Below are 26,197 nucleotides of genomic sequence, written 5' to 3' on the forward strand. Positions count from 1 at the left end.
TTTTCAGACGGCCTTTCTTAATCCAGTTTGGTAATAATGTCGGCCAGCGCTTTGCGCCAGTCCGACGGGCACGCGCCGGCGACGGATTCGATTTTGCGGCAGTCTAAAATGCTGTATTGCGGGCGCGGCGCGGGGGCGGGGTATTCGGCGGTGGTGATGCCTTTGACTTCGGGCGATTTGAAGCCGTCGATCTGTTTGGCGGCCGTCTGAAAAACGGTTTGGGCAAATTCGCACCACGTCGCGGATTCGCCGCCGGCGTAGTGGAAAATGCCGCGCAGGGGCTCGGGGCTGCGCAAGACGGCGATGACGGCGTCGGCGAGGTCGCCGGCGTAGGTGGGTGTGCCCGTTTGGTCGGCGACGACGGAAAGCGTGTCTCGTTCGCCCGCCAGACGCATCATGGTTTTGACGAAATTATTGCCGTATTCGCTAAACAGCCATGAGGTGCGGATGACGACGGTTTCGGTGTATTCGGCCAGTGCCAAAAGTTCGCCGGCGGCTTTGGATTTGCCGTACACGCTTTGCGGGTTGACGGGGTCGCTTTCGCGGTAGGGCGTTTTACCTTTTCCGTCAAACACATAATCGGTGGAAACATGGATAAACCGCGCTTGGGCGGCAGCCGCGGCGGCGGCAAGATTGCGCACGGCGGCGGCGTTGACGGCAAAAGCGGCTTTGTCGTCGCTCTCGGCTTTGTCAACGGCGGTGTAGGCGGCGGTGTTGACGATGGCGTCGGGCTGGAAGTTTTGCACCATCGTTTGCACGGCATCTTGGTCGGTAATGTCGAGCGAGGCGGAATCGGTGGCGATGAGTTCCCACGAATCGGGCAGGCGGTCGCGGAAGCAGCGTGCCAGTTGGCCTTTCGAGCCGGTCAGTAAGATGCGCATGGGGTTCTCCTTAGTCTTGCAAAAGTGAAATGGTTTTATCAAAAACCATTATAGAGCAAATCGCACCCGCCGATTATCGGAAAAATGCTTTGTTTGGCAGATTCTGCTTACCGGCGGGAATTTTTACACTATACTCGGAACTGATTTTTCAGACGGCCTACTAAGTCAAAGTAGGCCGTCTGAAAAAATATTTCCCAAACTTATCTGATAAACGGAGTAAGCGATGTTTAAAAAATGGTTGGCCGTATTGGCCGTGATGACTTCGATGTTTGCCTTGAGCGGCTGCGGCTACAACACCATGCAGGCGCAGGACGAGGCGGCGAATGCGGCTTGGTCGGAAGTGTTGAACCAGTATCAGCGGCGTGCCGATTTGATTCCGAATTTGGTCAATACGGTGAAAGGTTATGCGAAACACGAAGAAAAGGTGCTGACCGAAGTGACCGCGGCGCGCAGTAAAGTCGGCAGCGTGCAATTGACTGCGGAAGACGCGGCGAATCCTGAGAAAATCAAGCAGTTCCAGCAGGCGCAGGGCGAATTGAGCGGCGCGCTGTCGCGCCTTTTGGTGGTGTCGGAAAACTATCCGCAGCTCAAAGCCGACCAAAACTTCCGCGATTTGCAGGCGCAGCTCGAGGGTACGGAAAACCGCATCACAATGGCGCGCAACAACTATATTAAGTCGGTGCAGACTTATAACACCACGCTGCGCCAGTTTCCGCAAAACATTACCGCCAAAATCTTCGGTATGGAACCGCGGGCGAACTTCAGCGTGGAAAACGAAAAAGCTGTTTCCGGCGCGCCTAAGGTCGAGTTTTGATTTTCAGACGGCCTGAAAGGTCAGAGGCTGTCTGAAAATGAAGTGTAGGGTGGGTTCACACCCACCCTACACTTCAATGCTTCAACATTTGGGGCCGTCTGAAAAACAGGCCGTAGGTACGATTAGCCGTCACAAGCGGCGTAATCGTACGAACACCGGTTCCATTGTGCTTGCGTGCGGTTACGCGCAAAAAAACGCGCTAACCGCATCTACTGCCACTGACGATGCTGAAGATGCGTAGGGTGGGTGTAAACCCACCATTTATTCAAAATTTTCAGACGGCAGGTTGAAGTTTCAGGCGGCATCAAAATGGTGGGGTTGCCCACCCTACGCATCAACGATCTCAAATACCGTCTGAAAAACCGTCCCCGCACCCAAAACAAAGGAAAAACCATGCCCGATATTTTGCGTAAAACCGCGTTTGCGCTGCTGATGCTGATGAGCAGCCTGCTGTTTGCCGTCGAAACCGCCGTGCCGTCGCTGACGGCGCCGGTGATGGATACGGCGCAGATGATGAGCAGCACGGAGCGCGAGACTTTAAACGCGCACCTGCTGCAATACAGCCGCGACAAAGGCAGCCAGATTGTCGTGCTGACCGTGCCGTCGATCGGGTCGGAGACGCCGTTTGAGTATTCGGCCAGAGTGATGGAGGCGTGGCAGCTCGGGCGCAAGGATGTGAACGACGGCGTGCTGCTGCTTTTGGTGCGCGACGAGCGTAAAACCCATCTGGCGGTCGGACGCGGTTTGGAGGGCGCGATTCCCGATGTGTACGCGAAACGGATTTTGCAGGACGTACTCGCGCCCAAGCTGCGCGAGGGCAAGACCGACGAGGGCATCGCGGCGGCAGTGGTTCAGATTGAAAAATTGATTGCGGGCGAGAAACTGCCTGAAACGCGACAAACCGAAAATACGGATACGGGCGGAGACAGTTTTCTTGTGCTGCTGTTTGTACCGCTGATTGCGGGCAGTCTGTTGGTCAGGCTGTTCGGGCTTTTTGCGGGGAGTGGGATAACGGGCGGACTTACCTTTCTGGCGGCGCTGCTGTTCGGTTGGTCGTTTGGCATCGCGCTGGTTGTCGGATTTATCGGCGCGATGCTGGCCTTATTCTTCTTTAGTCTAGGTGCGTTTGTCTCGGGCGGCGGCAACGGCGGTTTCGGCGGCGGAAGTCCGGGCGGCTGGAACAGTAGTGGCGGCGGATTCAGTGGCGGAGGCGGCAGCTTCGGCGGCGGCGGTGCATCAGGGAGTTGGTAATGGAACAGAATAAATTCAAACGCTTATGGAAACATTGGCAATACCCGCGCTGGCGGGTGGAGCAGTTTTTTCCGACGGCCGCGCTGCAAAACATCAGCCGTAAAATCGCGGAATCAGAGCGCAAACATGCAGGACAGATTCGCTTTGTAGTGGAAGCGCGCTTTGACAGCGCCGCCGTTTTGGCGGGCATCACACCGCATCAGCGCGCGTTGCAATGGTTCGGCGAACTGGGAGTGTGGGATACGGAACACAACTGCGGCGTGTTGGTCTATGTGTCGTTTGCCGACCGCGCGGTGGAGATCGTCGCCGACCGCGGCATCAGTCGTAAAGTGCCGCAGGAAGAATGGCAGAACATCTGCCGCACCGTCAGCGATGCGTTCAGCAACGGTCGCTACCCCGAGGGCTTGCAGCAGGGTTTGGAAGAAGCGGATGCGCTGTTGAGTGCACTCTTTCCGCGCGTTGGCGGCAGAGATTATCCTGACGATTTGGCAAACGAGGTCGTATTGGCCTAACGGAGGTTGTCCGTAAAAAAGGCCGTCTGAAAATTGACAAAGAACCTCTTCTTTTCAATTTTCAGACGGCTTTTTTTACGGAATTTGTTGTAAAAAAGGGAAAAATAGGTAATTTGAAATGAAATCGGATAATCAGTATAAATAATGATATTTCATTGTTTGAATATTTATCCTTACGCATTTTAGATATATTAATATGTCTTTGGCATTAAAATTTTAAAATTTTGTTAATTGTCAGGATGTATCGTTAATTCTTGGTTAATTTAAAATTTTGATAATTTTTTTTCATTTGCACAGTTCGTATTACCAAAATTTGTTATGCAAGGGAGTAAAAGAAAATGACCATATTCTATAATTTGTTGATATATATTGTTTTATTTAAAAAATATCATGAAAAATTATAAATATCATGATAGGGTGGTAGTAAATAGTCATATAGGTTAGCCTTCTTCCGCTTGTCTTGATTTTATACCGTTTAGCCGTATTGGGTAACCATAAAGAATAATGGCAATAGAATAGTTGCGCCGGTTTGGTTTCAGCGTCTGTCGGTTTGTTGCCTGCAACAGTAGGCAACAGTCTTTGATGACTCAGACGATTCCGGCCTTTATCTACAACAATACTGGGAGTGATTATTATGACATATTATAGTAAAGGCTTTGTTTCAGGCGGCTATGCTGCTTATTGCAAGCCGCCTTTCGGCGGCGGTTACGGCCACGGCAGCCATGGCTGGGGTGGCGGCAAACACGGCTGGGGGCACGGAAAAGGCGGCTGGGGCGACTGCTTCCCCAAATACATTCCTTGTCCACCAAAATTCCAGCCATGGCCGAAAGACGACGCATGGTGTCCCAAACCCAAACCAAATCCCGAACCATGGTGCCCCAAACCGGAACCGAAGCCGGAACCCCAACCTAATCCAAAACCGGAACCTAAACCCGATCCAAAACCCGAACCTAAACCTGAGCTCAAACCGGACGATAAAGGCGGTTGTGACGACTGCATCGACGACGGCAACCAGAACAACAGCTTCGGCGGCATAGATAAAAATCCCGGCAACATCATCCATGCCGTTCCCGGTGAAGACGGCAAATCCCGTACCGACGGTACAGCCAAAAAAGACACCATCTACGGTACGCCCAACGAAGACATCATCAACGGCGGTGCAGGTGCTGACGTGATTTACGGCGGTGAGGGCAACGATACGCTCAAAGGCGATGATAACGGCGACACCATCTACGGGCAGGGCGGTAAAGACTACCTGCAAGGCGGTAACGGCAACGACTACCTCAACGGCGGTACCGGCGCAGATATTATGCTGGGCGGCGACGGAAACGACATTTATTACGTTGACGACAAAGGCGACGAAGTACGCGAATTCGGCAACCTGAATGCCGGTCATGATACCGTCCTCAGCGAAATCAGCTACACCCTGACCGACAACGTCGAAGACCTGATTTTGATGGGCTATTCCAACTTGGACGGTACCGGTAACAGCCTGAACAACACCATCAACGGTAACGGCGGCGATAACAAGCTCTACGGCTTGGCCGGCGACGACTGCCTGGTCGGTAAAGACGGTAACGACTACCTCGACGGCGGCATCGGCAACGACGTATTAATCGGCGGCGCAGGTGACGATACCTATTTCTTCGGACAGGGCTACGGTTACGACATCATTGAAGACAACGGCGGTTGCGATACGTTGGTATTTGGCGAAGGCATCTGCGCATCCGATGTGATTCTGACCAAAGAGGGCGACGATTTGAGCATCACATTCTGCAACAGCAGCGACAGCATCTTGGTCGGCGACTGGTTTGCCGGCAGCAACAACCAAATCGAAAGCTTCAAATTCGCCGACGGCTCGTCTTACGAAGTCAAAGGCATAGGCGCATCGCTGGCTCTGGATCAAATCCAAGATCAGGCACAAGTTGCCGTTTGCTAAGGATTTGGATTTAAAGCATTGCTTTTAAACCGTAGAGGCCGTTTGAAAAATTTTTCAGACGGCCTTTTTGCGGCCTAACGAATTCGGCTAAAATAACGCCTTTCCAATCCTACAAAAGAGAAATCTGTCATGTCAGCAATCAGCCTCAAAAAAATCTATTCGGGCAAAGTGCGCGATCTGTATGAAATTGACGATAAACGGATGCTGATGGTCGCTTCCGACCGCCTGTCGGCGTTTGACGTGATTTTGGACGACCCGATTCCGGGCAAAGGCGAAATTCTGACGCAGATTTCCAATTTCTGGTTTCAAAAACTGGCACACATCATGCCCAACCATTTTATCGGCAATACGGTTTACGACGTGTTGCCCAAAGCTGAAGCGCACGCTTTGGAAAAACGCGCCGTCGTGGCGAAAAAGCTCACGCCGGTAAAAGTTGAGGCCATTGTGCGCGGCTATCTTGCGGGCAGCGGTTGGAAGGATTATCAGAAAACAGGCGCCGTTTGCGGCATCAAGCTGCCCGAGGACATGAAAGAAGCGCAGCAGCTTCCCGACGTGATTTTTACCCCGTCAACCAAAGCCGAAGTCGGCGGCCACGACGAAAACATCAGCTTTGAAGCCTGCGAACAAATCATCGGCAAAGCGCTGGCGGCGGAAGTGCGCGCCAAATCCATTCAGCTTTACACCGAAGCGGCCGAATACGCCAAATCGCGCGGCATCATTATCTGCGACACCAAATTCGAGTTCGGCCTCGATGAAAACGGCACACTGACGCTGATGGACGAAGTTTTGACCCCCGATTCCAGCCGTTTCTGGCCGGCAGACCAATACCGCATCGGTAGCAATCCGCCGTCGTTCGACAAACAGTTTGTGCGCGACTGGTTGGAGCAAAGCGGTTGGGACAAACAGCCGCCCGCACCGAAAGTGCCGCAGGATGTGATTGAAAAAACAGTTAAAAAATACTGCGAGGCATTGGAATTGTTGACGAAATAAGCTGTAACAAACAATCAAAGGCCGTCTGAAAAATAGGGTTTTCAGACGGCTTTCGGCTAATAAAGAAGCCTGCTGCGCGGATAGATTTTGCCGCATTTTCCCGCTATAATCACATGTCGGCCAAGAAGAGGTAAGAGGCCGTCTGAAAAACTGTCCAACAACCAACCTGCCGCATCTGTCTGAAACCCTAGCCATGCGGATTTTGCAAAAAGTCTGCATGGTTAGTGTTTTAGCGGTGCGGTTTTGCGAAAGGAACCAAATGTTTAACAAACACGTTAAAACCTTCCAATACGGCGGTCAGACCGTAACGCTGGAAACCGGCGAAATCGCCCGTCAAGCCGCTGCGGCGGTAAAAGTATCTATGGGAGACACCGTTGTTTTGGTCGCTGTAACCGCCAATAAAGACGTGAAAGAAGGACAAGACTTCTTCCCGCTGACCGTGGATTATCTGGAGCGCACTTACGCCGCAGGCAAAATCCCCGGCGGTTTCTTCAAACGCGAGGGCAAACAGAGCGAGAAAGAGATCCTCACCAGCCGCCTGATCGACCGTCCGATCCGTCCGCTGTTCCCCGAAGGTTTCTACCACGACATCCAAATTGTGGCAATGGTGGTTTCCGTTGATCCCGAGATTGACTCCGACATCCCCGCCATGCTGGGCGCGTCCGCCGCGCTAGTGTTGAGCGGTGTGCCTTTTGCCGGCCCGATCGGCGCGGCGCGCGTGGGTTATGTGAACGGTATGTATGTATTGAACCCGACCAAAGCGCAGTTGGCGAAGTCCAAACTGGACTTGGTGGTTGCGGGTACGGCCAAAGCGGTTTTGATGGTCGAATCCGAAGCCGACATCCTGCCCGAAGATGTCATGCTGGGTGCGGTGGTGTTTGGTCATGACGAAATGCAGGCGGCGATTCAGGCGATTAACGAGTTTGCCGACGAAGTAAACCCCGAAGTTTGGGACTGGAAAGCGCCGGAATCCAACGAAGAATTGGTGGCCAAAGTACGCGAAATCGCCGGTGAAACCATCGCCGAAGCGTTCAAAATCCGTCAGAAACAGGCGCGTACCGCCAAGCTCGACGAAGCATGGGCGGCCGTGAAAGAGGCGTTGATTACCGAAGAAACCGACACGCTGACGGCCAATGAAATCAAAGGCATTTTCAAACATCTGGAAGCCGATGTTGTGCGCGGTCAGATTTTGAACGGCCAGCCGCGCATCGACGGCCGCGATACCCGCACCGTCCGCCCGATCAACATCCAAACCGGCGTGCTGCCGCGCACCCACGGTTCGGCGCTGTTTACCCGCGGCGAAACCCAGGCATTGGCTGTGGCCACTTTGGGCACTTCGCGCGACGAGCAGATTATCGACGCTTTGAGCGGCGAATATACCGACCGCTTTATGCTGCACTACAATTTCCCGCCGTACTCAACCGGCGAATGCGGCCGCATGGGTGCGCCGAAACGCCGCGAAATCGGCCACGGACGCTTGGCCAAACGCGCGCTGTTGGCCGTTTTGCCCAAACCTGAAGATTTCAGCTACACCATGCGTGTGGTTTCCGAAATTACCGAATCCAACGGCTCTTCTTCCATGGCTTCCGTCTGCGGCGGCTGTCTGAGCCTGCTTTCAGCGGGTGTGCCGCTGAAAGCGCACGTTGCCGGCATTGCAATGGGCCTGATTTTGGACAACAACAAATTCGCCGTCCTGACCGACATTTTGGGCGACGAAGACCACTTGGGCGACATGGACTTCAAAGTGGCAGGCACCACCGAAGGCGTTACCGCCTTGCAGATGGACATCAAAATCCAAGGTATCACCAAAGACATCATGCGCATCGCGCTTGATCAGGCCAAAGAAGCGCGTCTGCACATTCTGACCCAGATGCAGGCTGCCGTTGCCGGCCCGCAAGAGCTGTCGCAACACGCACCGCGCCTGTTTACCATGAAAATCAACCAAGATAAGATCCGTGACGTCATCGGTAAAGGCGGCGAAACTATCCGCGCCATCACTTCCGAAACCGGCACGGAAATCAATATCGCCGAAGACGGCACCATCACCATCGCCGCGACAACCCAAGAGGCGGGCGATGCCGCCAAAGCGCGTATCGAGCAGATTACCGCCGAAGTGGAAGTGGGCAAGGTCTATGAAGGCACTGTGGTGAAAATCTTGGACAACAACGTCGGCGCCATCGTTTCCGTAATGCCTGGTAAAGACGGTTTGGTACACATCAGCCAAATCGCCCATGAGCGCGTGAAAGACGTTAACGACTATTTGAAAGTCGGCCAAACCGTTAAGGTTAAAGCTCTGGAAGTTGACGACCGCGGCCGCGTTCGCCTGTCGATCAAAGCCCTGCTGGACACGCCTGAAGGCGAATAATCCGCAGCAGCGTAAAACAGAAAAGGCCGTCTGAATTTCAGACGGCCTTTTTTTATGGTTTATATAGTGAATTACAATAAGAAATATCTACAGCGTTGGCTGTGCCTGAGCTCAAAGAGAACGATTCACTAAGGCGCTGAAGCGCCAAGTTCATCTGTTCCGTACTGCCTGTACTGTCTTCGGCTTGCCGCCTTGCATCTTTCTTATTTTATTCACTATAGCAAAACAGTTTAATAGCACAGTCCAATCAGCGCAGAATTGTCACCTTACGAATCACAACCGGTTTAACGGGCACGTTTTGGTGGAAACCGTGTGTGGCCGTCTGAACTTTGCTGATTTTGTTTACGACATCCATGCCGGAAGTGACTTTGCCGAATACCGCATAGCCGTAGCCCTGCGGCGTTTCGTTTTTGAAATTGAGGAAATCGTTGTCGGCGGTATTGATGAAAAACTGGCTGGTTGCCGAGTGCGGGTTGCCGGTACGCGCCATGGCGATGGTGCCGACGGTGTTTTTCAGACCGTTGGCGGCTTCGTTGGCGATGGGTTTGCCGGTGGCTTTTTGCGCCATATCGGCGGTAAAGCCGCCGCCCTGAATCATGAATTTGTCGATAACGCGGTGGAAAACGGTGTTGTCGTAAAAACCTTTGTTGGCGTAGCTGACGAAGTTGGCGACGGTTTTCGGCGCGCTTTTTTCATCGAGGGCGAGCTCGATTTTGCCCATATTGGTGTCGATAACGGCGCGGGTTTGCGCTTGGGCGGTGAGGGCGGCACTCAGGATGAGGCCGAGGAAGGTGGTTTTCAGTAAAGCGTTCATTTTTATTCCTATGGTGTGAGGGAAATCAGACGCGCATATTATGCCGATTTTTGTGTGAACGCCGTCAAAGAAAATGTAAAGGCCGTCTGAAAAGCCTTGATTGCGCTCGGCAAACGGGTTTTTCAGACGGCCTTTGTTGCATTTTTGGTCTTACTTTTTCGCAGCTTCGATTTGGATGTCGAGTTTGACTTTTTTGGTCATACCGCTGTCCACGAGGTAGTTCATGCCCCATTTGGTGCGGTCGATGGTGGTGGTGAAGTCGCCGCCGCAGACTTCCACTTTTTTTATCGGGCTGTTGTAGCAGTTGAATTTTTCGGCTTTCAGTTTGACCGGCGCAGTTTTGCCCAACAGGGTCAGGTTGCCGTCAACGGAAGTCAGTTTTTTGCCGACAAAATGGAATTTGGTGGAAACAAAGCGCATTTCCGGGAATTTAGCGGCGTTGAACAAATCGGCGGATTTCAGGTGGTGGGTAAACTGGTCGGAACCGGTTTGCAGGGAAGTAACGGGGATTTTGACGTCGATTTTGCCGCTGCGTTTGGCTTGGTCGAAATCAACGGTACCGGTCAGACCGTAAAAGCCGCCGACGTTGGTTGAAGTGTTGAAGTGGTCGATGGCGAAACGCGCGTTGGTGTGGGTCGGGTCGATTTCGTAGCTTGCGGCTGCTGCGGAAGCGGCGGCAAAGGCGAAAACGGCGGTCAGCATGAGTTTCTTCATTGGATTTCCTTTTTAATGTGGGGTTGGGAAAGTGATGCTCGTTATATTAACACAAAACGCATGATTTTCCTTTTCCCCGCAGTAAACATTGGCTTTGCGCGGCGTTGATGATTTTTCAGACGGCCTCAGTCAGCGAGGCAAACACTTCAAAATACGTCGGGAAAGTTTTGTAGGTGCATTTCGGGTCGTTGATGATGACGGGCACGCCCAGCAGCGAAACCAGCGAAAAACACATCGCCATGCGGTGATCGTCGTAAGTATCGATAACCGCGTCGGCATTGAGGCCGGTGGGCGGGGTGATGTGGATGGCTTCGGGTTCTTCCACGACTTCTGCGCCGAGTTTGCGCAATTCGGCCGCCATCGCGGCGATGCGGTCGGTTTCTTTTACGCGCCACGAGCCGATGTTGCGCAGCGTACAGGGTTTGCCGCTGGCGAGTGCGACGATGGCGAGCGTCATGGCCGCGTCGGGAATGTGGTTGGCATCCAAATCAAACGCCGAAACGGCGCGGCCGGCAGGGCGGGAAACTTCGACGAAATTCTCGCCCCAAACTACATCTGCGCCGATTTTTTCCAATTCGCACGCAAATGCCACGTCGCCCTGAATGCTGTTCAAACCGATGCCGGTCACGCGGATGGGCGCGCCGGAAATCAGACCTGCGCCCAAGAAGTAAGACGCGCTGGAGGCATCGCCTTCGACGTGCAGCACTTCCGGCGCATGATAACGCGCACCTGCGGGGATGTTGAACACGCGGTAGTTTTCATTGCCGACGTTCACACCGAACTGTGCCATCAGTTTCAGCGTAATGTCGATGTAGGGCTTGGAAATCAGCTCGCCGTCCACGCGGATTTCAAATGCTTCGCCGGTCAGCGGCAGCGCCATCAAAAGCGCGGTCAGAAACTGGCTCGACACATTGCCCTTAATCGGAATCGTGCGCACGCCTTTGTCGGTAAACGCGTTGATGCGCAGCGGCGGATAGCCTTCGTTGCCCAAATATTCGATGTCGGCACCGGCAATGCGCAGCGCATCGACCAAATCGCCGATGGGGCGCTCGTGCATACGCGGTACGCCGTGCAGGTGGTAATCGCCGCCGAGTACGGCCAGTGCTGCCGTTAACGGGCGGAACGCCGTACCCGCATTGCCGAGAAACAGATCGGCTTCGCGGTTGGGAAACGCGCCGCCCGTGCCGTGCACTTTCAGACGGCCTGTTTCCAAAAATTCGATGTTCACGCCGAGTTTGTCCAAAGCCTCGAGCATACGGTCGGTATCGTCGGATTTGAGCAGCGAACGGATTTCGCAGACATTGTCGGACAAGGCGGCCAAAAGCAGCGTGCGGTTGCTGATGCTTTTGGAGCCGGGCAGGGCAACAGTGGAAGGCTTGAGGGAAGCGGCGGGAAGGCGGACGGATTCGGTCATGATTCGGCTTTTTGGAAAGAAGAAAGAGAACCGCATTATACGCATTTCAGAGGCCGTCTGAAAAATCCAAGTGGCGCAATTTATCGTAAGAAAAACCCTTTTTCATACGGTCTTGTTTTAAATATAAGGGTTTTAATAGAGGAAAATTGCCGAAAGCGGATAAGCATACGGCGAAAACGGCAAAACGGCTCCGATGCAGTTTGATAAAGTTTTGGCCGTCTGAAAAAAACGGCGCAATTTCCGTTTCCGATTTTTCAGACGGCCTATTACAATAGCGGCTGTTTTAATTTGAAAGCACACAATCATGAAAACCTTGCCGTTCCAAGCCGAAATTGCCGAGCGTATGCTGGTCAATACCGAAAACGAAAGTATTCACCCCGAAGCGGTTTTTGTCGAAACCGCCAACGGCTATTGGATTGCGTGGCACGACGGCACCGTCGCGCTGCTCGCGCCCGATACGCCGCCCGATATTCCCTGTTTCTGGGTCGAGGGGGCGGAGAGTTTGGAAGAGTTGGCGGCGATGGTGGAAAACGGCGAATTTGACGAAGTGGAAGAATTCGACGGCGATGACGATGCCTGGCAGGAAGCCGCCGCAGGCTGCGGCCACAATCACGACGACGCTTGCGGCTGCGGGCATTAAGTTTGGAAATGACGATGAAAAGTTTGAACGTATTATCCGCCGCCGTTTTGTGTTTCAGCTTGAGCGGCTGCGTGGTCGGCGCCGTCGCCGATTTGGCGGCGACAACGGTGGTAACGGCGGGCAAAGTCGTGGTCAAGGGAACGGGTGCGGTGGTGCGTGCAGCGATTCCTGATGGCGACGACGAAAAAGAGAAAAAGAAAAAAGCCAAGAAAGAACAGCAACGCGAGCCGGACGCGGTGTATGAACCGGTTTCGGATGAGACGCCGGCAGCGTATTGAAGGATGTGAACAGGCCGTCTGAAAATCCAAGCGGATTTCAGACGGCCTTTCTTAATCGCCGGATTCAGCAGTATGCGCAGTCCAAAATATCTTTGCGGATGCTTTTGAGCAGAAACGCCGCGGCGTCGTCGGCCTCGGCCTGTACAAACGCAAACAGTTTGGCGACGACTTTGCCGATAAACACTTTTTCCAGCGGACAGGCGCCGCCGAGGGTGTGTCGGGAGAGGAAGGCGGCGATGTCGTCGGGCAGGGCGCGTTCGGGCAGGGAGACGGTGCCGAAGCGGTTGTCGGACTGCAAACGCATGAGTAGGGTTTGGGATTTGTCGAGTTTCACGCCCGCTTCTTTTTCGGCGGCGGTGGCGCGGGTAAACTGGTCGTAAATTTCCGCATACAGCATGTCGTTCGGCCCCTCGAAAATGGTAAACGGACGGAAGTCGATGGCGATGTTGCTGGCGGGATGGCCGCGCTCGAAACCTTTGGCGCCGAGCAGTTTTTGCAGCATCTGCGCGGCGTCGTAGGTAAATTCGGTAGCCAGCGTTTTGATGATGTTGGCTTCCATCAGTTGGTGGGCGACGGGTGCATCGGGGGAAACGTGTTTGCAGGTAAAGCCGTATAAGATTTTCGACACGGCGTAACGGCGCAGGATTTCGCGGCGTTCGTATTCGACGAATTTGATGTCGCGGCGGACGAATTTTTCCGCGTTTTCAACGATGTATTCCATGATGCCGTGCGTCATGCCGACCAGTTGCAGGCGGCTGCGGATAAAGATGTTTTGGAACGCGCGCAAGCCGGCGGTGTCGCTTTCGGAAAGTTTCATCACTTGCGCGGCAGGCATTTCGGCGTCGATGCGGTTGACGGCATAGCGTACGGCGCGCAGGCCTTCAGATTTCAGCGCTTCGTAGCGGATGTATTGTTTCGGTACGAGCAAGAGGTTGATGACTTTGGATAATTTGCCGTTTTTGCGCTCTTTGGCCGCGACCAGCAGAAAATCGCTTTGCGAGTTGCCCTGCCAATATTTTGCCGCATTTACATAAACGGTGTTTGCATCACGGTATTCGTAAAACGACTGCATCTCCCGCGCAATCGCCGCACCCGAAGTTTCCGGCTCGGTAACGGCCAAACCGCCGCCTTCGCCGTTGAAAATCAAATCCAAACCCTGCGCGATTTGCGCCGGATTGCCGAATTCCTGCAAAGGCTGCAACACCAGCGCGCCCTCGATGCCTGTGCGCAGGGTGACGGGCACGCCGTAATGGCCGGCGATGCGCAAAACTTCTTGAATTTCAAACTGATCGGCTTTGCGCCCGCCGTGCTGTTCGTCCAAAAACGGCAGCAACAGCCCGGCCTGTTTCAGCGCCAGCCATTTGTCTTCGGGCAGGTATTCCATCAGGCAGAGGCCGTCTGAAAAAATGCGGGCAAACGATTCCTCAATATGGCGCAAAAAAGCAGCCGTATCCATATTTTGCGGCTGCACGGGGGATGTGGTGTGGGTCATCAAAGCCTCTCGGTTTTTCATTTTAGAGTTTAGAGCAAAATGCCTAAGGTTTATACCATAATATTGCTTTAACGACAATTTTTCTCAAAAAGGCCGTCTGAAAGTCTCCGCTGTGATTTGTAGGTAGGATTTGGGGATGAATTTCAGAGGTGTAAACCTAAACCGGCTTGTGAAAACACAATATTTTCAGACGGCCTCAAGCAGTTATAAGGCCGTCTGAAAATCAAAACGGTCGAGACGCCGTCTGAAATATTTGGTTGTTCAAACAACCGTCCCTTCTCCCGCGGGAGAGGGTTAGGGAGGGGCGTGCGGTTGGATTTGGGAAACGCGACTGACAGTGGCAAGCGGTTTGCCTTCTCCCCGGCCCTCCCCCACGGGGAGGGGCAGTATTGCCAGGCATCAAGCGTTTCGGGTCGGGCATGCCGTCCCGGCTTTTATGTCGCCTGCTACGGTTGGCATCGGGCATGAATGCCCGACCTGCGAGGCTGCTTTCATGATTAAAAATGCCTGTCTGAAAGACGGTTGCTTGTGTTGAGCGTAGTCGAAGCATCAGACAGGCATCTGCTTCTTTCAGACGGCCTGTTTTTTCCAGTCCCTCCTCGCATACGTATAATTTCCCCACCCGCAACCATCCACACAAAAGAGTCAGAAATGAAACGCGAAGTCGTCGTCCTGATCGGCGCAGGCGCCATCGGCGTTGCTATTGCCCGCTGCGTGTCCGCAGGCCGGGCGCTGTTGCTGGCGGATTTGAAATTGGAAAACTCCGAAGCTCAGGCGCGGGTTTTGCGTGAAGTGGGTTTGACGCGCACGCCGCCCGTTGCGATGTCTCCGGCCGTGAAGACGTCGCACGCGTGATTGCGCAGGCGCAAGGCTTGGGCGCGGTGAAAATCCTGATTGCCGCCGCCGGCGTTTCTCCTTCGCAGGCCGCGCCGCAGACGATTTTCAAGGTTGATCTGTACGGCACTTCCATGCTGCTGGAAGCGTTTGGCGAAGTCATCGCCGAAGGCGGTGGTGAACGGCTCGCAATCGTTGTACCGCTTGGAACCGCTGTCGTTGGAACACATCAAAGCGCTGGCCACCGCGCCCGCCGAAACGCTGCCCGAGCTGTCGTTTATCAAGGCCACCACCGACAGCCTGCGCGCCTACCAGCTCACCAAACGCGGCAACGCCCTGCGCGCGCAGGCCGAAGCCGTGCGCTGGGGCAGGCGCGGCGCGCGGGTGAACTGCATCAGCGCGGGCATTATCCACACGCCGCTGGCAAACGACGAATTAAACGGCGAACGCAAGAATTTCTATCGCAAAATGCTGTCCGAACTCCCCGCCGGCCGCGGCGGTACGCCCGATGAAATCGCCGATTTGGCGGAATACCCGCTCACCCCGTGCAGCGCGTATGTGACCGGCAGCGATTTTCTCATCGACGGCGGCGCGACGGCGAAGTTTTGGTGGGATGAGGCGGTTTGACAGGCTGTCTGAAAAGTTTGTAGGTTGGGCATGAATGCCCAACCTACAGGTGTGCTATTGAAACTTTAACGTGGTTTTGTGGTCTATACGTCGTAAGAACGCTTTTGTGAAACGGTAACGTAATTAAGGTATTTTCGGTATGGAAGTGCCTTATGAATATTATGTGGTTTTAACTTATGCATTTTGAACGGTTTAAACACTGCTTACAATAATCAGTTTTTGCCATTCATCTTTCTGCTGCTCTTGCTTGGCTTTACTGTTCAGAGTTTTATGGAAGAATTTTTGCTGAGAGCCCTGATTCAAGAGCAGATTACTATGAAATTTGGGGTTCTGATGGGAATTTTAGGTAATTCGCTTATTTTTGCAATTGGACACCTCAACAACCCCAATGCTTCAATATTGAGTATTTTCAATACCTTTTTAATCGCTATTGTATTTAGTTTCATGTTTTATTATCATGATAATCTTTGGATTGTGGCTGGATTTCATGCTGGTTGGAATTTCATTTTAGGACCGGTTCTGGGAATTACTGTCAGTGGGTTTGATCTGCCAACAACTTTGTTAAAAACCAGTTTTCATTTAGATAAAGCCTACCTTAACGGTGGGAAATACGGTTTTGAAGCAAGTTACCCAGTTACCATTATTTCTCTCATCATGATTGCGATTTATTTGATTTTGGTAACAAAAAAACAACAGAACGATACACTATAGAGTGGAAGTTTACAGGCAAAAGCTTATAAAATAGGAAATTTATACTGAACCGTTATTCACGCCCAATCACTCTAATCGGAGAACGAACATGAAAACAATCGGTCTTATCAACGGACAATTGAAGCGACAGAGTTATTTTTAAAATAGGAGCGAACTTATGGTAAAATCCAGTAGGAAAGCAAGTTTTTCCTATCCCGTTGATAAGGTCTGGAAACTTGTAACAGACTTATCAAATCAAACCTGGAGAAGTGACCTTGGTCAATTTGAAAAGATAGATGATAACCAGTTTATTGAATACACCCAAAATGGTATTCAGACAAGTTTTAAGGTGACCAAAGTCGATTTGTACAAGCTCTGGGAACTTGAGTTTGAAAACAAAAATCTCCAAGGCACTTGGCTAGGACGGTTTGATTATCATGATGGGCAAACAGTTCTGGATTTCACAGAAAATGTCACTGTTAAAAATGCTCTCCTGTCACCATTTGTCTGGCTTTATTTAAGAAAGCAACAAAAGCAGTATTTCCGAGATTTAGAAAAAGCGCTGGAAGTTAGACAGTAAAAACAAAACTGCAAAATGCGATATGTGATGGTGGTTAGTGATAAATCGGGGGTTCAGGAGTTTTGGAAAAGTTTAAAAATCTGGTCTTTATCAATAAAGGTTGCTGTAAATTTTCTATAGAAATGTGAGGTAAATTTATGACTGAGTATAAAGGGGTTCTTGAGATAACAGACAATGCTCAAGAATTAATTAATAAAGGTCAAGCTCGTATAGAAGGTGCAAACGTAGTATGGAATCCAGATTCGGGAAATACAGGTATTGTTGAATGGGGAAAATTTCATCTGATTAATCTTGAAGACAGCAAGGATTTAGAAACTGTGGCGGTGTTGATTGGCAGTATTACGATTGGGGTTGTGACTGTGGGAACTCTGATCTATAAGGGTTAAGGGTTCAAAAGCTCGTCGAGACAAGGCAAATAGAATAAATAATAATTTAATCGGTTGCCTATCATTATATATTTTAGAAGTTAGTGGAAATACTGTACAATCATCAACAAAGTTAGATTTAAAGTTAGCTATTAAAGAATATATCGACAATGCAAAACTATTTAAAAATAAAATTGATACAAATTTACTCAAAAGTATAGATATTATTCTGAATGATCTAGGGCTTGTTTATATCCTCTATCCAAAACAAAAGGAGTCGAGTTATGGATGTTAGAAAAAGTTTCATGTGATAACCTCCATTGGTGAGACTGACAGGTTTACGGCAGTTCTTTCGGTTAGTCTCATAGATGTCCTGAGCCCTATCTGCCCGATAAATCTTCTCAAACTTCCCCTGACGCACTTGTTGGAGAACCAGACCATGCTTAATGTCATTGTTTATTGTTTGTGGAGCCTTGCCTAGGAGAGCAGCAATTTCACGATTAGATTTGCCTTCTTGTTTCCAACGTTCAATTAAACGGCGGTCCGCTATTGTCAAGTGCTTGCCTTTTGATGTATAATAGTCTTGCATCTCTATGTTCTGTTCTTGGGTTTTCGTCGACTACAAGTATAACATAGAGGTGTTTTTTCATGCACTTTAAGTGGCTAACTTCATTTTAGAACTTTTAAATTATTTGTAAAAGCCATGTTTTCTAAGAAAAAGAGTAATAATTATGGTACAATGAATTTGATTGAATCAAGGGAGGGAAAACAATGAGAACATATGCAGATAAAGATGAACTTAAGGAAGAAGTATTAAAATCATATAAAAAGTATATTGCTGAATTCGATGAAATTCCCGAAGATTTGAAGGATGTAAGAATTGATGAAGTTGATAGGACACCGGCGGAGAATCTAGCATATCAGGTTGGATGGACTACTCTAATATTAAAATGGGAATCAGATGAATTGAGTGGTTTAGAGGTTAAAACACCTACTGAAACCTTTAAGTGGAATCAACTTGGGGAGCTCTATCAGTATTTTACGGACACCTATGCTGGTTTAACAATTAAAGAACTCACAGCTCGACTCAGTGACAATGTGTATGCTGTATGTAATATGATTGATTTAATGGGGGAAGAGGTCTTATTCAAACCTCATATGCGCAAATGGGCTGATGGGGCAACCAAGAATGCGGTCTGGGAAGTTTATAAGTTTATTCATATTAATACTGTAGCTCCTTTCGGGACATTCAGAACCAAAATTCGTAAGTGGAAAAAATTTGCCTTAAAGTAATTCGCTAAAAATTTAGAAAGCATGACGATGTAGAAAAAGTGGTATAGAAGATGATTGAATAGGGGCTACCATTCTAATAGACTTAACTGCGTTTTAAGCAAAAAACAGCCTAGGAACATTGATTTCATAGGCTGTTTAAATGTTTTTAACTTAATTCCACAAGTGTAAGATGTGTGTATATGTTAGAAGTATTGGCTTAATCGCATTCTTGATTTTTCAAATATGGATAAATTGAGTGATTATCATACTCACCTGATAACTGAAAATTGCTCATTTTCTATAATAACTGCGGTCTGATTGTCAAAAAGAATTGAATTATTCAGAATTGAAGCAGGTTGCCGGTGGTTGGTTGCGGGATCCTCCTCCGGACGTATGGCTGAAAATTCAGAGGCAGTTTCGGAAGAGGCATTGGCCGTGGTAGCACTGGCAGTGCCTATGTCAATTTACTTGGGCGCTGGATACCGGTATAATTCATAAGCAACGGTTGGTTGCCTGAGTAAACCAAATACCTGTCTGAAGCATAGTTTTCAGACAGGTATTTGGTTTTTTCAGACGGCCTGCATGAAGCAAACCTTCCCAAATTCAATCGTGGAACTTCACAAATTCGCCTAAATCCGCGCGCAGGGTGCGGACAGTATTGATTTGGCATTTGCATCCGGGTGGCCGAATGAAATGTCGAGCAGCAGCTTGTGGTTGGCAGGTATGCCCAAGATTTCGCGCACGGTATTGGGGAAAAACGCGCAGATCAGTTGCGGTACGCTGCCGAAGCCGCGGTCTGCGAGGGTGAGCATAAAGGTTTGGATAAACATTCCCGCGTCCATCACCACATCGACGTTGTCGCCCGTATCGGGTATGAAAATAAAGGCCGCGTGCGGTGCGCCGTAAAACGTCAGGTTTTCTTCGGTCAGGCGCCGGCGTGCGGCCTTGTCTTCGCGCGCGACGCCGGCGGCTTCGTAGATGCAGCGGTAGGCATCGCGGTAGCGGTCTTCGTAAATGCCGGTAAACAGCGACTGGTCGTAGCTGAAATCGGGCTTCAGCTCGCCCTTGCTCAGTTTGGCCAGCATGGCTATGGCGGCGGCTTCGGCGGAGAGCGCGGGCAGGAAGCGGTTCCTCAGCGCGGCGGCGGCAACGGCGGTCATACTGCCCATTATCATCGAGGGCGTAATCAGGCCGCCGTAGGCGCCGCGAGCGCGAGCAGAACGGCCAGCTATTTGGCGGCAAACAGCGCCGGCCCGCCGCTGCCGTCGAGCATACCCGCAAAACCGAGCTGGTTGCCCGCCTTGCCGATGCGGGCGTTGTCGCGCGGTAGAAACGGCAGGTGTTTGGTGGAGCGCACAAACACCGTCGCCACCGCGCCGACCGGCGGCCCCGCCAGCGCCGACCAAACCAGCAGCGGCGTATTGAGAAACGCCTGCGGCAGATGGTATTGCACCGCATCGCCCAAGCCGTAGCGCGCCACCGCCGTGGCTGTTACCGAAGCCGGCAGCGCCGCCGCCACCGATTTTTTGTCCCAGGCGCACAGCATCACTTCCAGCGTAAACAGCACGCCCGCCATCGGCACGTTGTACACCGCCGCCAAACCCGCGCCCGACGCGCAGGCCAGCAGCAGTTTGGCCTCGTCGGCGTCTAACCCGAAACGGTGCACCCACAGCGAAGCAAACGCGGCGCTCATCTCGCGCGGCGCCACCTCCCTGCCCAGCGGCGAACCCAAACCCACGGTGACAATCTGCAACAGCGCATGGCACACTGTTTCTTTGAACGGCAGCCCCTCCAGCGGTTTGGCGAGCAAAGCCTTAATCCCGACCAGCGGCCTGCCGTAACGTTTGAGCGCAAACCAGCCGCACCCGGCCACCGCGCTGCACAGCATCACGACGGCAAACCGCCGCCACAACGGGGCCTGTTCCACGCCGATGCAGAACGGAATTTCCCCTCCGTCCAGCCCGCAGCCGAACGTGTGGTATTGGACGAAATGCAGCAGTTGCGACAGGCAGATGCCGACCAGTCCGACAATGATGCCGATGGCGGACAGGGAAAGGAACAGGCGCGGGGTTTTCATGAGTGGAACGGGCGGTTGGAAAAGGTGGGGTTTTAGGGCAGATTGGCGGGATTGGGGGAGAGGCCGTCTGAAAAAATAATGACAGCGGCGGGGAGGGCAGGGTGCTTGGGGGAGCGCTGTTTCAGACGGCCTTGAATGCAGCCCGTTGTCTGGGACCGTCTGAAAAAACGTGTTGCAGGGCAGCGTGGAAACGTGGATCGGCAGCCCGCTGCGCGTCCATCGCCGCTGCGTCGAGCCGATGTTCGGCATTGCCAACGCCATCGCTTACGAAAACAAAATGATATTTTTCAATCCCTCCCCCGAATTGCCCAAAAGACAGCCTGAAACTGCGGCCTTCCACTTAGGGCCGAGCAGTTGGGTGCAGGTGGCGGGCGAAGCCAAACCGCGCCAGTTTGTGCAGGAACAGGCAGATTTGGTGATCGAAATGCTGGATCTGATGGTGAAACGCGAAAACAGCCTGCCCGATTTGTATATCATTACGCCGTTTAAGCAGATTAAAAATAAGGTGATAGAGCAAATTGTCGGGCGGGTCGGTTTCAGCCGCAAAGGTGAACTGAAAAAATGGTGCAACGCCAATATCGGTACGGTGCATACGTTTCAGGGCAAGGAAGAAAAGGCGGTGTGGCTGGTGCTCGGTTGCGATCGGAAAACCGGAGGCGCGGCGGATTGGGCGGCGGGCAAACCCAATCTGCTCAACGTTGCTTTGACCCGCGCCAAGCAGTGGGTGTTTGTCATCGGCGATAGGGAACTTTGGGGGCGGAAACTGTTTTTTAAAGTGGCCGCGCAAAGATTGGGCATGATAAGCGGAGAAGAATTTAAGGAACGGGTGTTGGGGAAGGAAAGGCTGTCTGAACAGTCGGTTTAAGATTATTCATGCACAAGGTTGAGGCCGTCTGAAAACCGGGTAAATGGTTTTCAGGCGGCCTCGGTTTCAAATATTCAAAACCTACATACAGCCTTCGTTTTGGCACAAGCTAAACAGCGGTACGCCGCTTGCGCGGATTTTGGCGCCGCCGGGCAGGTCGGTAAATTCGAGGATGGCGGCGGCTTCGACGACTTCGGCGCCGAGTTTGCGCAGCAGTTCGACGCCGGCGAGCATGGTGCCGCCGGTGGCGACGAGGTCGTCAACGAGCAGGACGCGGCTGCCGGGTTTGACGGCGTCGGTGTGGATTTCGACGGCGGCTTCGCCGTATTCGAGCGCGTAGCTTTGCGAGAGTGTGTCAAACGGCAGTTTGCCTTTTTTGCGGATGGGCACGAAGCCGACGTTGAGCTGGTAGGCCAGCGCGGCGCCGATGATGAAGCCGCGTGCGTCGAGGCCGGCGACGGTGTCGATTTTCTGCCCCATGTAGCGGTACACCATCAAATCAATCAGCAGTCGGAAGTATTCGGCGCTCTGCAAAACGGGTGTGATGTCGTGGAAAAGAATGCCTTTTTCCGGCCAGTTTTCGATTTTGCGGATTTTGGCCGCGAGTGCGTTGACGTCCATCACTTCAGGATGAATCAGCATGATGTGTTCCCCGTATTCGGATAATCAAAGCCCTTATTGTAACAAAGTTATCCCAAATTTACAGATTCGCTTGCGCGGGGCGGGACATGAGGCCGTCTGAAAAAGGGTTTGCCGTCATGCTGTTGCGCTTTTGGGCGTGCGTGAGTAGGCCGTCCGAACTTAGAAAAAGCGGATTCGCTGTGTTATAATTGGTTAAAATTTCCGACAGGCAAGCCGCATCATGCAAAGCAAGAAAAAAGGCAATATTTTCATCATTTCCGCCGCTTCGGGCACGGGTAAAACCACGCTGGTGTCGCGGCTTTTGAAAAACAACGCCGATTTGCGCGTTTCCATTTCCCACACCACCCGCGCCCCGCGCGAGGGTGAAGAGCATGGGGTTCACTATCATTTTGTTCCCAAAGAAGAATTTGAATCGCTCATTAGTAAAAAGGCTTTTTTAGAACACGCCAATGTGTTCGGCAATTATTACGGCACGAGCATTGCGGGCGTGGAAAGCCTGAGCAACGAAGGCTTTGACGTGATTCTGGAAATCGACGTTCAGGGGGCAGAACAGGTGCGGAACGTTTTGCCCGAGGCGTGCAGCATTTTCATTCTGCCGCCCTCGCTGGAAATCCTTGCAGGCCGTCTGAAAGGGCGGGGTACCGACAGCGCGGACGCTATTGCCACCCGTTTGGCCGAAGCCCGCCGCGAAATCGGCGAAGCGGCGCATTTCGACTTTATCGTCGTCAACGACGATTTGGACAGAGCCGAAGCCGATTTGCTCCACATCATCAAAGCAGGCCGTCTGAAACGGCAGGCGCAGCAGGCGTTTCTCGACGGCCTGTTGGAAAATTCTTAAAAAACAGCGACAATAACCTTTTCCGAAATTTTTCTATAAAGAAAGCAAAACATGGCCCGTATTACCACCGAAGACTGCACTCCGAAAATCGCCAACCATTTCGACCTGACCCTGATCGCCGCCCGCCGCGCGCGCCAGCTTGAAAACGGCAACGCGCCGCTGGTTGACGATGTGCGCAACGACAAGCCGACCGTTACCGCGCTGCGCGAAATCGCTGCAGGCCAAGTCGGTTCGGAACTGCTCAAGCGCGGCAAATAACGCCGCTTGCTGATGAGGCCGTCTGAAAATGTCCGCCCCCGCCGCCACCGTACCTTACGATCTGCTGACCGCCGAAGCGCGCGCGGTTTTGTTCCGCACTGCTTCATATCTCAGCGGCGAAGAAAAGGAACAGCTTGAAAAAGCCGTTGCTTTCGCGTTTCATGCCCACGACGGGCAGACGCGCAAAAGCGGCGAACCCTACATCACCCACCCGCTCGCCGTTGCCGCGCAACTGGCGGTATGGCATATGGACATACAGGGGTTGTGCGCCGGCGTGATGCACGACGTATTGGAAGACACAGGTGTGTCGAAGCTGGAAATGGCGGCGCAGTTCGGCGAAACTGTTGCCGAAATGGTGGACGGCCTCTCCAAGCTGGAAAAACTCAAATTCGACGATCAGGCCGAACATCAGGCGGAAAGCTTCCGCAAGCTGATTCTGGCCATGACCAAAGACGTGCGCGTGATTGTGGTCAAACTGGCCGACCGCCTCCACAATATGCGCACACTCGGCTCGATGCGCCCCGAAAAACGCCGCCGCATCGCCAAAGAAACCCTTGAAATCTATGCACAAATCGCCAACCGCATCGGCTTGAACAACGCGTATCAGGAATTGCAGGATTTGTCGTTTCAAAACCTTCATCCCAACCGCTACGAAACGCTGCGCAAGGCGATGGAAAACAGCCGCAAAAACCGCCGCGACGTGGTCGGTAAGGTTTTGCGCGCGTTCGGCCGGCGCCTCGTCAGTGCCAATATCGAAGCCAAAATCAAAGGCCGCGAGAAAAATCTCTACAGCATCCATCAGAAAATGCTGGCGAAAAAACTGCGTTTTGCCGACGTGATGGACATCTACGGCTTCCGCGTCATCGTCAACAGCATTCCCGCCTGCTACGCCGCCCTCGGCGCGCTGCACGGCCTCTACCAGCCCAAGCCCGGGCGGTTTAAAGATTACATCGCCATTCCGAAAAGCAACGGCTACCAAAGCCTGCACACCACGCTTGTCGGCCCTTACGGCCTGCCGATCGAAGTGCAGATCCGTACGCGCGAAATGGACGCTGTCGCCGAAGGAGGCGTGGCCGGACATTGGATTTACAAATCCGGCAGTGGCAGCGTCGATCAGGCCGTGCTGCACACCAACCAATGGCTCAAAAGCATCCTCGACTTGCAGGCCAGCAGCGCCAACGCCATCGAGTTTCTCGAGCACGTCAAAGTCGATTTGTTCCCCAACGAAGTCTATATCCTTACGCCCAAAGGCAAAATCCTCACGCTGCCCAAGGGTTCGACCCCCATCGACTTCGCCTACGCCGTCCACACCGACATCGGCCACAAAACCGTCGCCGCCCGCATCAACAACACCATGATGCCGCTTCGCACCAAGCTCAAAACCGGCGACTCGGTCGAAATCATTACCTCCGAACACGGCAAACCCAATCCCGCATGGCTCAGCTTCGCCGTTTCCGGCCGCGCCCGCAGCGCCATCCGCAACTACATCAAAAACATGAACCGCCGTGATGCCGTCACGCTGGGTGAAAACCTGCTGCAAAAAGCCCTTTCCAGCCTGCTGCCGCAAGATGTTTTGCTTTCAGACGGCCTCAAAGAAAAATACCTCGCCGATTTAAACGACAAACAAACCTCGTTTGAAGAAGTGCTCTACAACGTCGGCATGGGGCACACCCTGCCCGTATCCGTCGCCATGCACATCGCCGAGCTTGCGGGTGAACACTTCGGCAGCGAAGTGCGCCTCAGCCCGATCAACGTCGGCAGGCAGGAAAGCGGCCGTCTGCACATGGCCGAATGCTGCCACCCCGTCGCCGGCGATCCCATACGCGCCGTACTCGTCAAAGGCAAGGGCATGATTATCCACCGCGATACCTGTCCGACCCTGTTCAAGACCGACCCCGAACAGCAGCTCGACGCCGATTGGGGCAACCTGATGACGCAAAACAACCAAAGCTACCGCTTCGTTTTGCAGATTCAGGCCGAAGACACCCATGGCCTGCTTGCCCAAATGGCGCAGGCCATCAGCAGCGCCGGTGCCGACATCGCTTCCGTCGAAACCCCCTCGCGTGCCCAAGCAGGCACCGAAGGCTTCGTCGAATTCCGCTTTCTGGTCAAAGCCGCCGATTTGGCGCAGGTCAACCGCATCATCCACGATTTGCACGCCATTCCGCAGGTGAGAAAAGTCACGCGAAGTTAGGTGGAAAACCGCACTGTTTGTATCCCGCAGTAAAGGCCGTTTGGTGCTTCGACTACGCTCAGCAACCTTTTCAGACGGCATTAAAACCGTTTCCAAACCTTGACAGATGCCGCCGTTCGGCGGATAATCCGCCAATTGTTTTCCCCGCGCAAAAGCGTACATTTCGGCTGAAGCCGACCTGTTAGGAGGTGATGTTTACATCACGGCGCGTATCCCGCCGGTCTGATTCAGACACCCGCGATATACCAAACCAATTCTCAAGGCCGTCTGAAGACAGACCGCCGCATCTAACCGATTTAAAAAATATTGAAGGAAACAAAATGCCTGCAATCCGTGTAAAAGAAAACGAACCCTTCGAAGTTGCCATGCGCCGTTTCAAACGCGCTGTGGAAAAAACCGGTCTGCTGACCGAGCTGCGCGCCCGCGAAGCCTACGAAAAACCGACTACCGAGCGCAAACGCAAAAAAGCCGCAGCCGCCAAACGCCTGCAAAAACGCCTGCGCAGCCAACAGCTGCCTCCGAAAATGTACTGATTGCAGGCTTGCTGTAATTAGAAAAACACCGTAAAGCCTGCGCTTTGCGGTGTTTTGTTTTTCAGACGGCCTGAGGTTTTGTAAAAATCACAAATGCCGTCTGATGCTTCGATTGCGCTCAGCACAGGTGCTGCGACTGCATTCAGCAACCGAACTTTCACGGACATCATTCCCGCGCAGGCGGGAATCCACGTTTGATTTCCTGAAACTGTGTTAAAACAAGATATTGTTTGTATTTAACCGTGGATTCCCGCCTGCGCGGGAATGATGTCTGTTGAAGGATTAACTGTTTCAGACGGCCTTTAGGCGGATGTCTCT

General features: G+C 52.5%; 28 protein-coding genes and 1 pseudogene. 19 read left to right on the forward strand and 10 right to left on the reverse strand.

The features are described 5' to 3' along the window. Nucleotides 1-17: 17 nt before the first annotated feature. Nucleotides 18-881 carry a dTDP-4-dehydrorhamnose reductase gene (gene rfbD / locus BG910_RS09615; protein WP_089036641.1) on the reverse strand — a complete coding sequence of 288 codons (864 nt, stop codon included), beginning with the start codon at nt 879-881 and terminating at the stop codon, nt 18-20. Between the two features lie 223 nt (nt 882-1,104). On the opposite strand from rfbD, the gene BG910_RS09620 reads away from it, so the two are divergent. The 6 genes from BG910_RS09620 (at nt 1,105) to pnp (ending at nt 8,752) form a co-directional block, all read left to right on the forward strand. After that, nucleotides 1,105-1,695, forward strand: coding sequence for a LemA family protein (locus BG910_RS09620; protein ID WP_089036642.1), 591 nt, complete (start codon nt 1,105-1,107; stop codon nt 1,693-1,695). A 309-nt stretch (nt 1,696-2,004) separates the two neighbouring features. After that, nucleotides 2,005-2,946 (forward strand): TPM domain-containing protein, encoded by a 942-nt coding sequence (locus BG910_RS09625; RefSeq protein ID WP_232462193.1) that lies wholly within the window; start codon nt 2,005-2,007, stop codon nt 2,944-2,946. Next, nucleotides 2,946-3,458 (forward strand): TPM domain-containing protein, encoded by a 513-nt coding sequence (locus BG910_RS09630; RefSeq protein WP_089036643.1) that lies wholly within the window; start codon nt 2,946-2,948, stop codon nt 3,456-3,458. Before BG910_RS09625 ends, BG910_RS09630 begins: the two co-directional genes overlap by 1 nt. Nucleotides 3,459-4,092: 634 nt before the next feature. Then, nucleotides 4,093-5,397: a calcium-binding protein gene (locus BG910_RS09635; protein WP_089036644.1), complete on the forward strand. Its 1,305-nt coding sequence runs from the start codon at nt 4,093-4,095 to the stop codon at nt 5,395-5,397. Between the two features lie 129 nt (nt 5,398-5,526). Further along, on the forward strand, nt 5,527-6,387 hold the full coding sequence (locus BG910_RS09640) for a phosphoribosylaminoimidazolesuccinocarboxamide synthase (RefSeq protein ID WP_089036645.1): 861 nt from the start codon (nt 5,527-5,529) through the stop codon (nt 6,385-6,387). Between the two features lie 259 nt (nt 6,388-6,646). Beyond that, on the forward strand, nt 6,647-8,752 hold the full coding sequence (gene pnp, locus BG910_RS09645; protein ID WP_089036646.1) for a polyribonucleotide nucleotidyltransferase: 2,106 nt from the start codon (nt 6,647-6,649) through the stop codon (nt 8,750-8,752). A gap of 247 nt (nt 8,753-8,999) precedes the next feature. On the opposite strand, the gene BG910_RS09650 is transcribed toward pnp, so the two are convergent. From BG910_RS09650 to aroA, 3 genes are all read right to left on the reverse strand, one after another. Next, nucleotides 9,000-9,566: a peptidylprolyl isomerase gene (locus tag BG910_RS09650; protein ID WP_089036647.1), complete on the reverse strand. Its 567-nt coding sequence runs from the start codon at nt 9,564-9,566 to the stop codon at nt 9,000-9,002. A 150-nt stretch (nt 9,567-9,716) separates the two neighbouring features. Beyond that, nucleotides 9,717-10,280, reverse strand: coding sequence for a YceI family protein (locus BG910_RS09655; RefSeq protein ID WP_089036648.1), 564 nt, complete (start codon nt 10,278-10,280; stop codon nt 9,717-9,719). 115 nt (nt 10,281-10,395) lie between these two features. Next, complete coding sequence (gene aroA, locus BG910_RS09660; protein ID WP_089036649.1) at nt 10,396-11,694, reverse strand: 3-phosphoshikimate 1-carboxyvinyltransferase; 1,299 nt, start codon at nt 11,692-11,694, stop codon at nt 10,396-10,398. A 304-nt stretch (nt 11,695-11,998) separates the two neighbouring features. Here aroA and BG910_RS09665 point away from each other — a divergent pair, with 304 nt between their 5' ends. Beyond that, nucleotides 11,999-12,334 (forward strand): general secretion pathway protein GspG, encoded by a 336-nt coding sequence (locus tag BG910_RS09665; protein ID WP_089036650.1) that lies wholly within the window; start codon nt 11,999-12,001, stop codon nt 12,332-12,334. A 14-nt stretch (nt 12,335-12,348) separates the two neighbouring features. Beyond that, complete coding sequence (locus tag BG910_RS09670; protein WP_232462194.1) at nt 12,349-12,612, forward strand: NF038104 family lipoprotein; 264 nt, start codon at nt 12,349-12,351, stop codon at nt 12,610-12,612. Between the two features lie 64 nt (nt 12,613-12,676). On the opposite strand, the gene BG910_RS09675 is transcribed toward BG910_RS09670, so the two are convergent. Beyond that, a complete protein-coding gene (locus tag BG910_RS09675; RefSeq protein WP_408633771.1) occupies nt 12,677-14,104 on the reverse strand; it encodes an acyl-CoA dehydrogenase family protein in 1,428 nt (475 codons plus the stop codon). A 651-nt stretch (nt 14,105-14,755) separates the two neighbouring features. Here BG910_RS09675 and BG910_RS12600 point away from each other — a divergent pair. From BG910_RS12600 to BG910_RS12610, 5 genes are all read left to right on the forward strand, one after another. Continuing rightward, entirely contained in the window at nt 14,756-14,959 is a 204-nt protein-coding gene (locus tag BG910_RS12600) for a hypothetical protein (protein ID WP_198344787.1), read from the forward strand. A 129-nt stretch (nt 14,960-15,088) separates the two neighbouring features. After that, the gene (locus tag BG910_RS12605; RefSeq protein ID WP_198344788.1) at nt 15,089-15,565 is read left to right on the forward strand and encodes an SDR family oxidoreductase; all 477 of its coding nucleotides are present in this window, start codon (nt 15,089-15,091) and stop codon (nt 15,563-15,565) included. Between the two features lie 270 nt (nt 15,566-15,835). After that, a complete protein-coding gene (locus BG910_RS09685) occupies nt 15,836-16,276 on the forward strand; it encodes a CPBP family intramembrane glutamic endopeptidase (RefSeq protein ID WP_123805622.1) in 441 nt (146 codons plus the stop codon). 157 nt (nt 16,277-16,433) lie between these two features. Beyond that, nucleotides 16,434-16,835, forward strand: coding sequence for an SRPBCC family protein (locus tag BG910_RS09690; RefSeq protein ID WP_089036652.1), 402 nt, complete (start codon nt 16,434-16,436; stop codon nt 16,833-16,835). 137 nt (nt 16,836-16,972) lie between these two features. Then, nucleotides 16,973-17,221, forward strand: coding sequence for a hypothetical protein (locus tag BG910_RS12610; RefSeq protein ID WP_198344790.1), 249 nt, complete (start codon nt 16,973-16,975; stop codon nt 17,219-17,221). 301 nt (nt 17,222-17,522) lie between these two features. Here BG910_RS12610 and BG910_RS09700 read toward each other — a convergent pair. Then, nucleotides 17,523-17,789 (reverse strand): annotated as a pseudogene (locus tag BG910_RS09700) (helix-turn-helix domain-containing protein); the annotation flags it as partial. Between the two features lie 182 nt (nt 17,790-17,971). Here BG910_RS09700 and BG910_RS09705 point away from each other — a divergent pair. Next, on the forward strand, nt 17,972-18,493 hold the full coding sequence (locus BG910_RS09705; RefSeq protein ID WP_089036653.1) for a ClbS/DfsB family four-helix bundle protein: 522 nt from the start codon (nt 17,972-17,974) through the stop codon (nt 18,491-18,493). A gap of 608 nt (nt 18,494-19,101) precedes the next feature. Here the strand turns inward: BG910_RS09705 and BG910_RS09710 are convergent. Both BG910_RS09710 and BG910_RS09715 read right to left on the reverse strand, forming a co-directional pair. Beyond that, on the reverse strand, nt 19,102-19,641 hold the full coding sequence (locus BG910_RS09710) for a nitroreductase family protein (RefSeq protein WP_157694067.1): 540 nt from the start codon (nt 19,639-19,641) through the stop codon (nt 19,102-19,104). Nucleotides 19,642-19,700: 59 nt separating this feature from the next. Then, nucleotides 19,701-20,549 (reverse strand): chloride channel protein, encoded by an 849-nt coding sequence (locus BG910_RS09715; RefSeq protein ID WP_089036655.1) that lies wholly within the window; start codon nt 20,547-20,549, stop codon nt 19,701-19,703. 169 nt (nt 20,550-20,718) lie between these two features. Between BG910_RS09715 and BG910_RS09720 the strand changes: the two genes are divergently transcribed. After that, the gene (locus tag BG910_RS09720) at nt 20,719-21,414 is read left to right on the forward strand and encodes a DEAD/DEAH box helicase (RefSeq protein WP_089036656.1); all 696 of its coding nucleotides are present in this window, start codon (nt 20,719-20,721) and stop codon (nt 21,412-21,414) included. 81 nt (nt 21,415-21,495) lie between these two features. Here BG910_RS09720 and BG910_RS09725 read toward each other — a convergent pair whose 3' ends face one another. Beyond that, entirely contained in the window at nt 21,496-22,056 is a 561-nt protein-coding gene (locus BG910_RS09725) for an adenine phosphoribosyltransferase (RefSeq protein WP_089036657.1), read from the reverse strand. Between the two features lie 220 nt (nt 22,057-22,276). Here BG910_RS09725 and gmk point away from each other — a divergent pair, with 220 nt between their 5' ends. From gmk to rpsU, 4 genes are all read left to right on the forward strand, one after another. Next, nucleotides 22,277-22,894, forward strand: a complete 618-nt coding sequence (gene gmk, locus BG910_RS09730; RefSeq protein ID WP_089036658.1) for a guanylate kinase — start codon at nt 22,277-22,279, stop codon at nt 22,892-22,894. A gap of 51 nt (nt 22,895-22,945) precedes the next feature. After that, a complete protein-coding gene (gene rpoZ, locus BG910_RS09735) occupies nt 22,946-23,152 on the forward strand; it encodes a DNA-directed RNA polymerase subunit omega (protein WP_089036659.1) in 207 nt (68 codons plus the stop codon). Between the two features lie 28 nt (nt 23,153-23,180). After that, a complete protein-coding gene (locus tag BG910_RS09740) occupies nt 23,181-25,346 on the forward strand; it encodes a RelA/SpoT family protein (protein ID WP_089036660.1) in 2,166 nt (721 codons plus the stop codon). Nucleotides 25,347-25,666: 320 nt separating this feature from the next. After that, nucleotides 25,667-25,879 (forward strand): 30S ribosomal protein S21, encoded by a 213-nt coding sequence (rpsU, locus tag BG910_RS09745; RefSeq protein ID WP_003680926.1) that lies wholly within the window; start codon nt 25,667-25,669, stop codon nt 25,877-25,879. A 17-nt stretch (nt 25,880-25,896) separates the two neighbouring features. On the opposite strand, the gene BG910_RS12400 is transcribed toward rpsU, so the two are convergent. Beyond that, the gene (locus BG910_RS12400; protein ID WP_157694069.1) at nt 25,897-26,040 is read right to left on the reverse strand and encodes a hypothetical protein; all 144 of its coding nucleotides are present in this window, start codon (nt 26,038-26,040) and stop codon (nt 25,897-25,899) included. Between the last annotated feature and the right edge of the window lie 157 nt (nt 26,041-26,197).

The sequence above is a fragment of the Neisseria chenwenguii genome (assembly GCF_002216145.1).
Lineage (GTDB): Bacteria > Pseudomonadota > Gammaproteobacteria > Burkholderiales > Neisseriaceae > Neisseria > Neisseria chenwenguii.

What these genes read in the sequence shown, in the direction of transcription:
- rfbD (WP_089036641.1), bottom strand. Translation starts at nt 881, where the DNA reads ATGCGCATCTTACTGACCGGCTCGAAAGGCCAACTGGCACGCTGCTTC.
- BG910_RS09620 (WP_089036642.1), top strand. Translation starts at nt 1,105, where the DNA reads ATGTTTAAAAAATGGTTGGCCGTATTGGCCGTGATGACTTCGATGTTT.
- BG910_RS09625 (WP_232462193.1), top strand. Translation starts at nt 2,005, where the DNA reads ATGGTGGGGTTGCCCACCCTACGCATCAACGATCTCAAATACCGTCTG.
- BG910_RS09630 (WP_089036643.1), top strand. Translation starts at nt 2,946, where the DNA reads ATGGAACAGAATAAATTCAAACGCTTATGGAAACATTGGCAATACCCG.
- BG910_RS09635 (WP_089036644.1), top strand. Translation starts at nt 4,093, where the DNA reads ATGACATATTATAGTAAAGGCTTTGTTTCAGGCGGCTATGCTGCTTAT.
- BG910_RS09640 (WP_089036645.1), top strand. Translation starts at nt 5,527, where the DNA reads ATGTCAGCAATCAGCCTCAAAAAAATCTATTCGGGCAAAGTGCGCGAT.
- pnp (WP_089036646.1), top strand. Translation starts at nt 6,647, where the DNA reads ATGTTTAACAAACACGTTAAAACCTTCCAATACGGCGGTCAGACCGTA.
- BG910_RS09650 (WP_089036647.1), bottom strand. Translation starts at nt 9,566, where the DNA reads ATGAACGCTTTACTGAAAACCACCTTCCTCGGCCTCATCCTGAGTGCC.
- BG910_RS09655 (WP_089036648.1), bottom strand. Translation starts at nt 10,280, where the DNA reads ATGAAGAAACTCATGCTGACCGCCGTTTTCGCCTTTGCCGCCGCTTCC.
- aroA (WP_089036649.1), bottom strand. Translation starts at nt 11,694, where the DNA reads ATGACCGAATCCGTCCGCCTTCCCGCCGCTTCCCTCAAGCCTTCCACT.
- BG910_RS09665 (WP_089036650.1), top strand. Translation starts at nt 11,999, where the DNA reads ATGAAAACCTTGCCGTTCCAAGCCGAAATTGCCGAGCGTATGCTGGTC.
- BG910_RS09670 (WP_232462194.1), top strand. Translation starts at nt 12,349, where the DNA reads ATGAAAAGTTTGAACGTATTATCCGCCGCCGTTTTGTGTTTCAGCTTG.
- BG910_RS09675 (WP_408633771.1), bottom strand. Translation starts at nt 14,104, where the DNA reads ATGACCCACACCACATCCCCCGTGCAGCCGCAAAATATGGATACGGCT.
- BG910_RS12600 (WP_198344787.1), top strand. Translation starts at nt 14,756, where the DNA reads ATGAAACGCGAAGTCGTCGTCCTGATCGGCGCAGGCGCCATCGGCGTT.
- BG910_RS09685 (WP_123805622.1), top strand. Translation starts at nt 15,836, where the DNA reads ATGGAAGAATTTTTGCTGAGAGCCCTGATTCAAGAGCAGATTACTATG.
- BG910_RS09690 (WP_089036652.1), top strand. Translation starts at nt 16,434, where the DNA reads ATGGTAAAATCCAGTAGGAAAGCAAGTTTTTCCTATCCCGTTGATAAG.
- BG910_RS12610 (WP_198344790.1), top strand. Translation starts at nt 16,973, where the DNA reads ATGACTGAGTATAAAGGGGTTCTTGAGATAACAGACAATGCTCAAGAA.
- BG910_RS09705 (WP_089036653.1), top strand. Translation starts at nt 17,972, where the DNA reads ATGAGAACATATGCAGATAAAGATGAACTTAAGGAAGAAGTATTAAAA.
- BG910_RS09710 (WP_157694067.1), bottom strand. Translation starts at nt 19,641, where the DNA reads ATGGGCAGTATGACCGCCGTTGCCGCCGCCGCGCTGAGGAACCGCTTC.
- BG910_RS09715 (WP_089036655.1), bottom strand. Translation starts at nt 20,549, where the DNA reads ATGAAAACCCCGCGCCTGTTCCTTTCCCTGTCCGCCATCGGCATCATT.
- BG910_RS09725 (WP_089036657.1), bottom strand. Translation starts at nt 22,056, where the DNA reads ATGCTGATTCATCCTGAAGTGATGGACGTCAACGCACTCGCGGCCAAA.
- gmk (WP_089036658.1), top strand. Translation starts at nt 22,277, where the DNA reads ATGCAAAGCAAGAAAAAAGGCAATATTTTCATCATTTCCGCCGCTTCG.
- rpoZ (WP_089036659.1), top strand. Translation starts at nt 22,946, where the DNA reads ATGGCCCGTATTACCACCGAAGACTGCACTCCGAAAATCGCCAACCAT.
- BG910_RS09740 (WP_089036660.1), top strand. Translation starts at nt 23,181, where the DNA reads ATGTCCGCCCCCGCCGCCACCGTACCTTACGATCTGCTGACCGCCGAA.
- rpsU (WP_003680926.1), top strand. Translation starts at nt 25,667, where the DNA reads ATGCCTGCAATCCGTGTAAAAGAAAACGAACCCTTCGAAGTTGCCATG.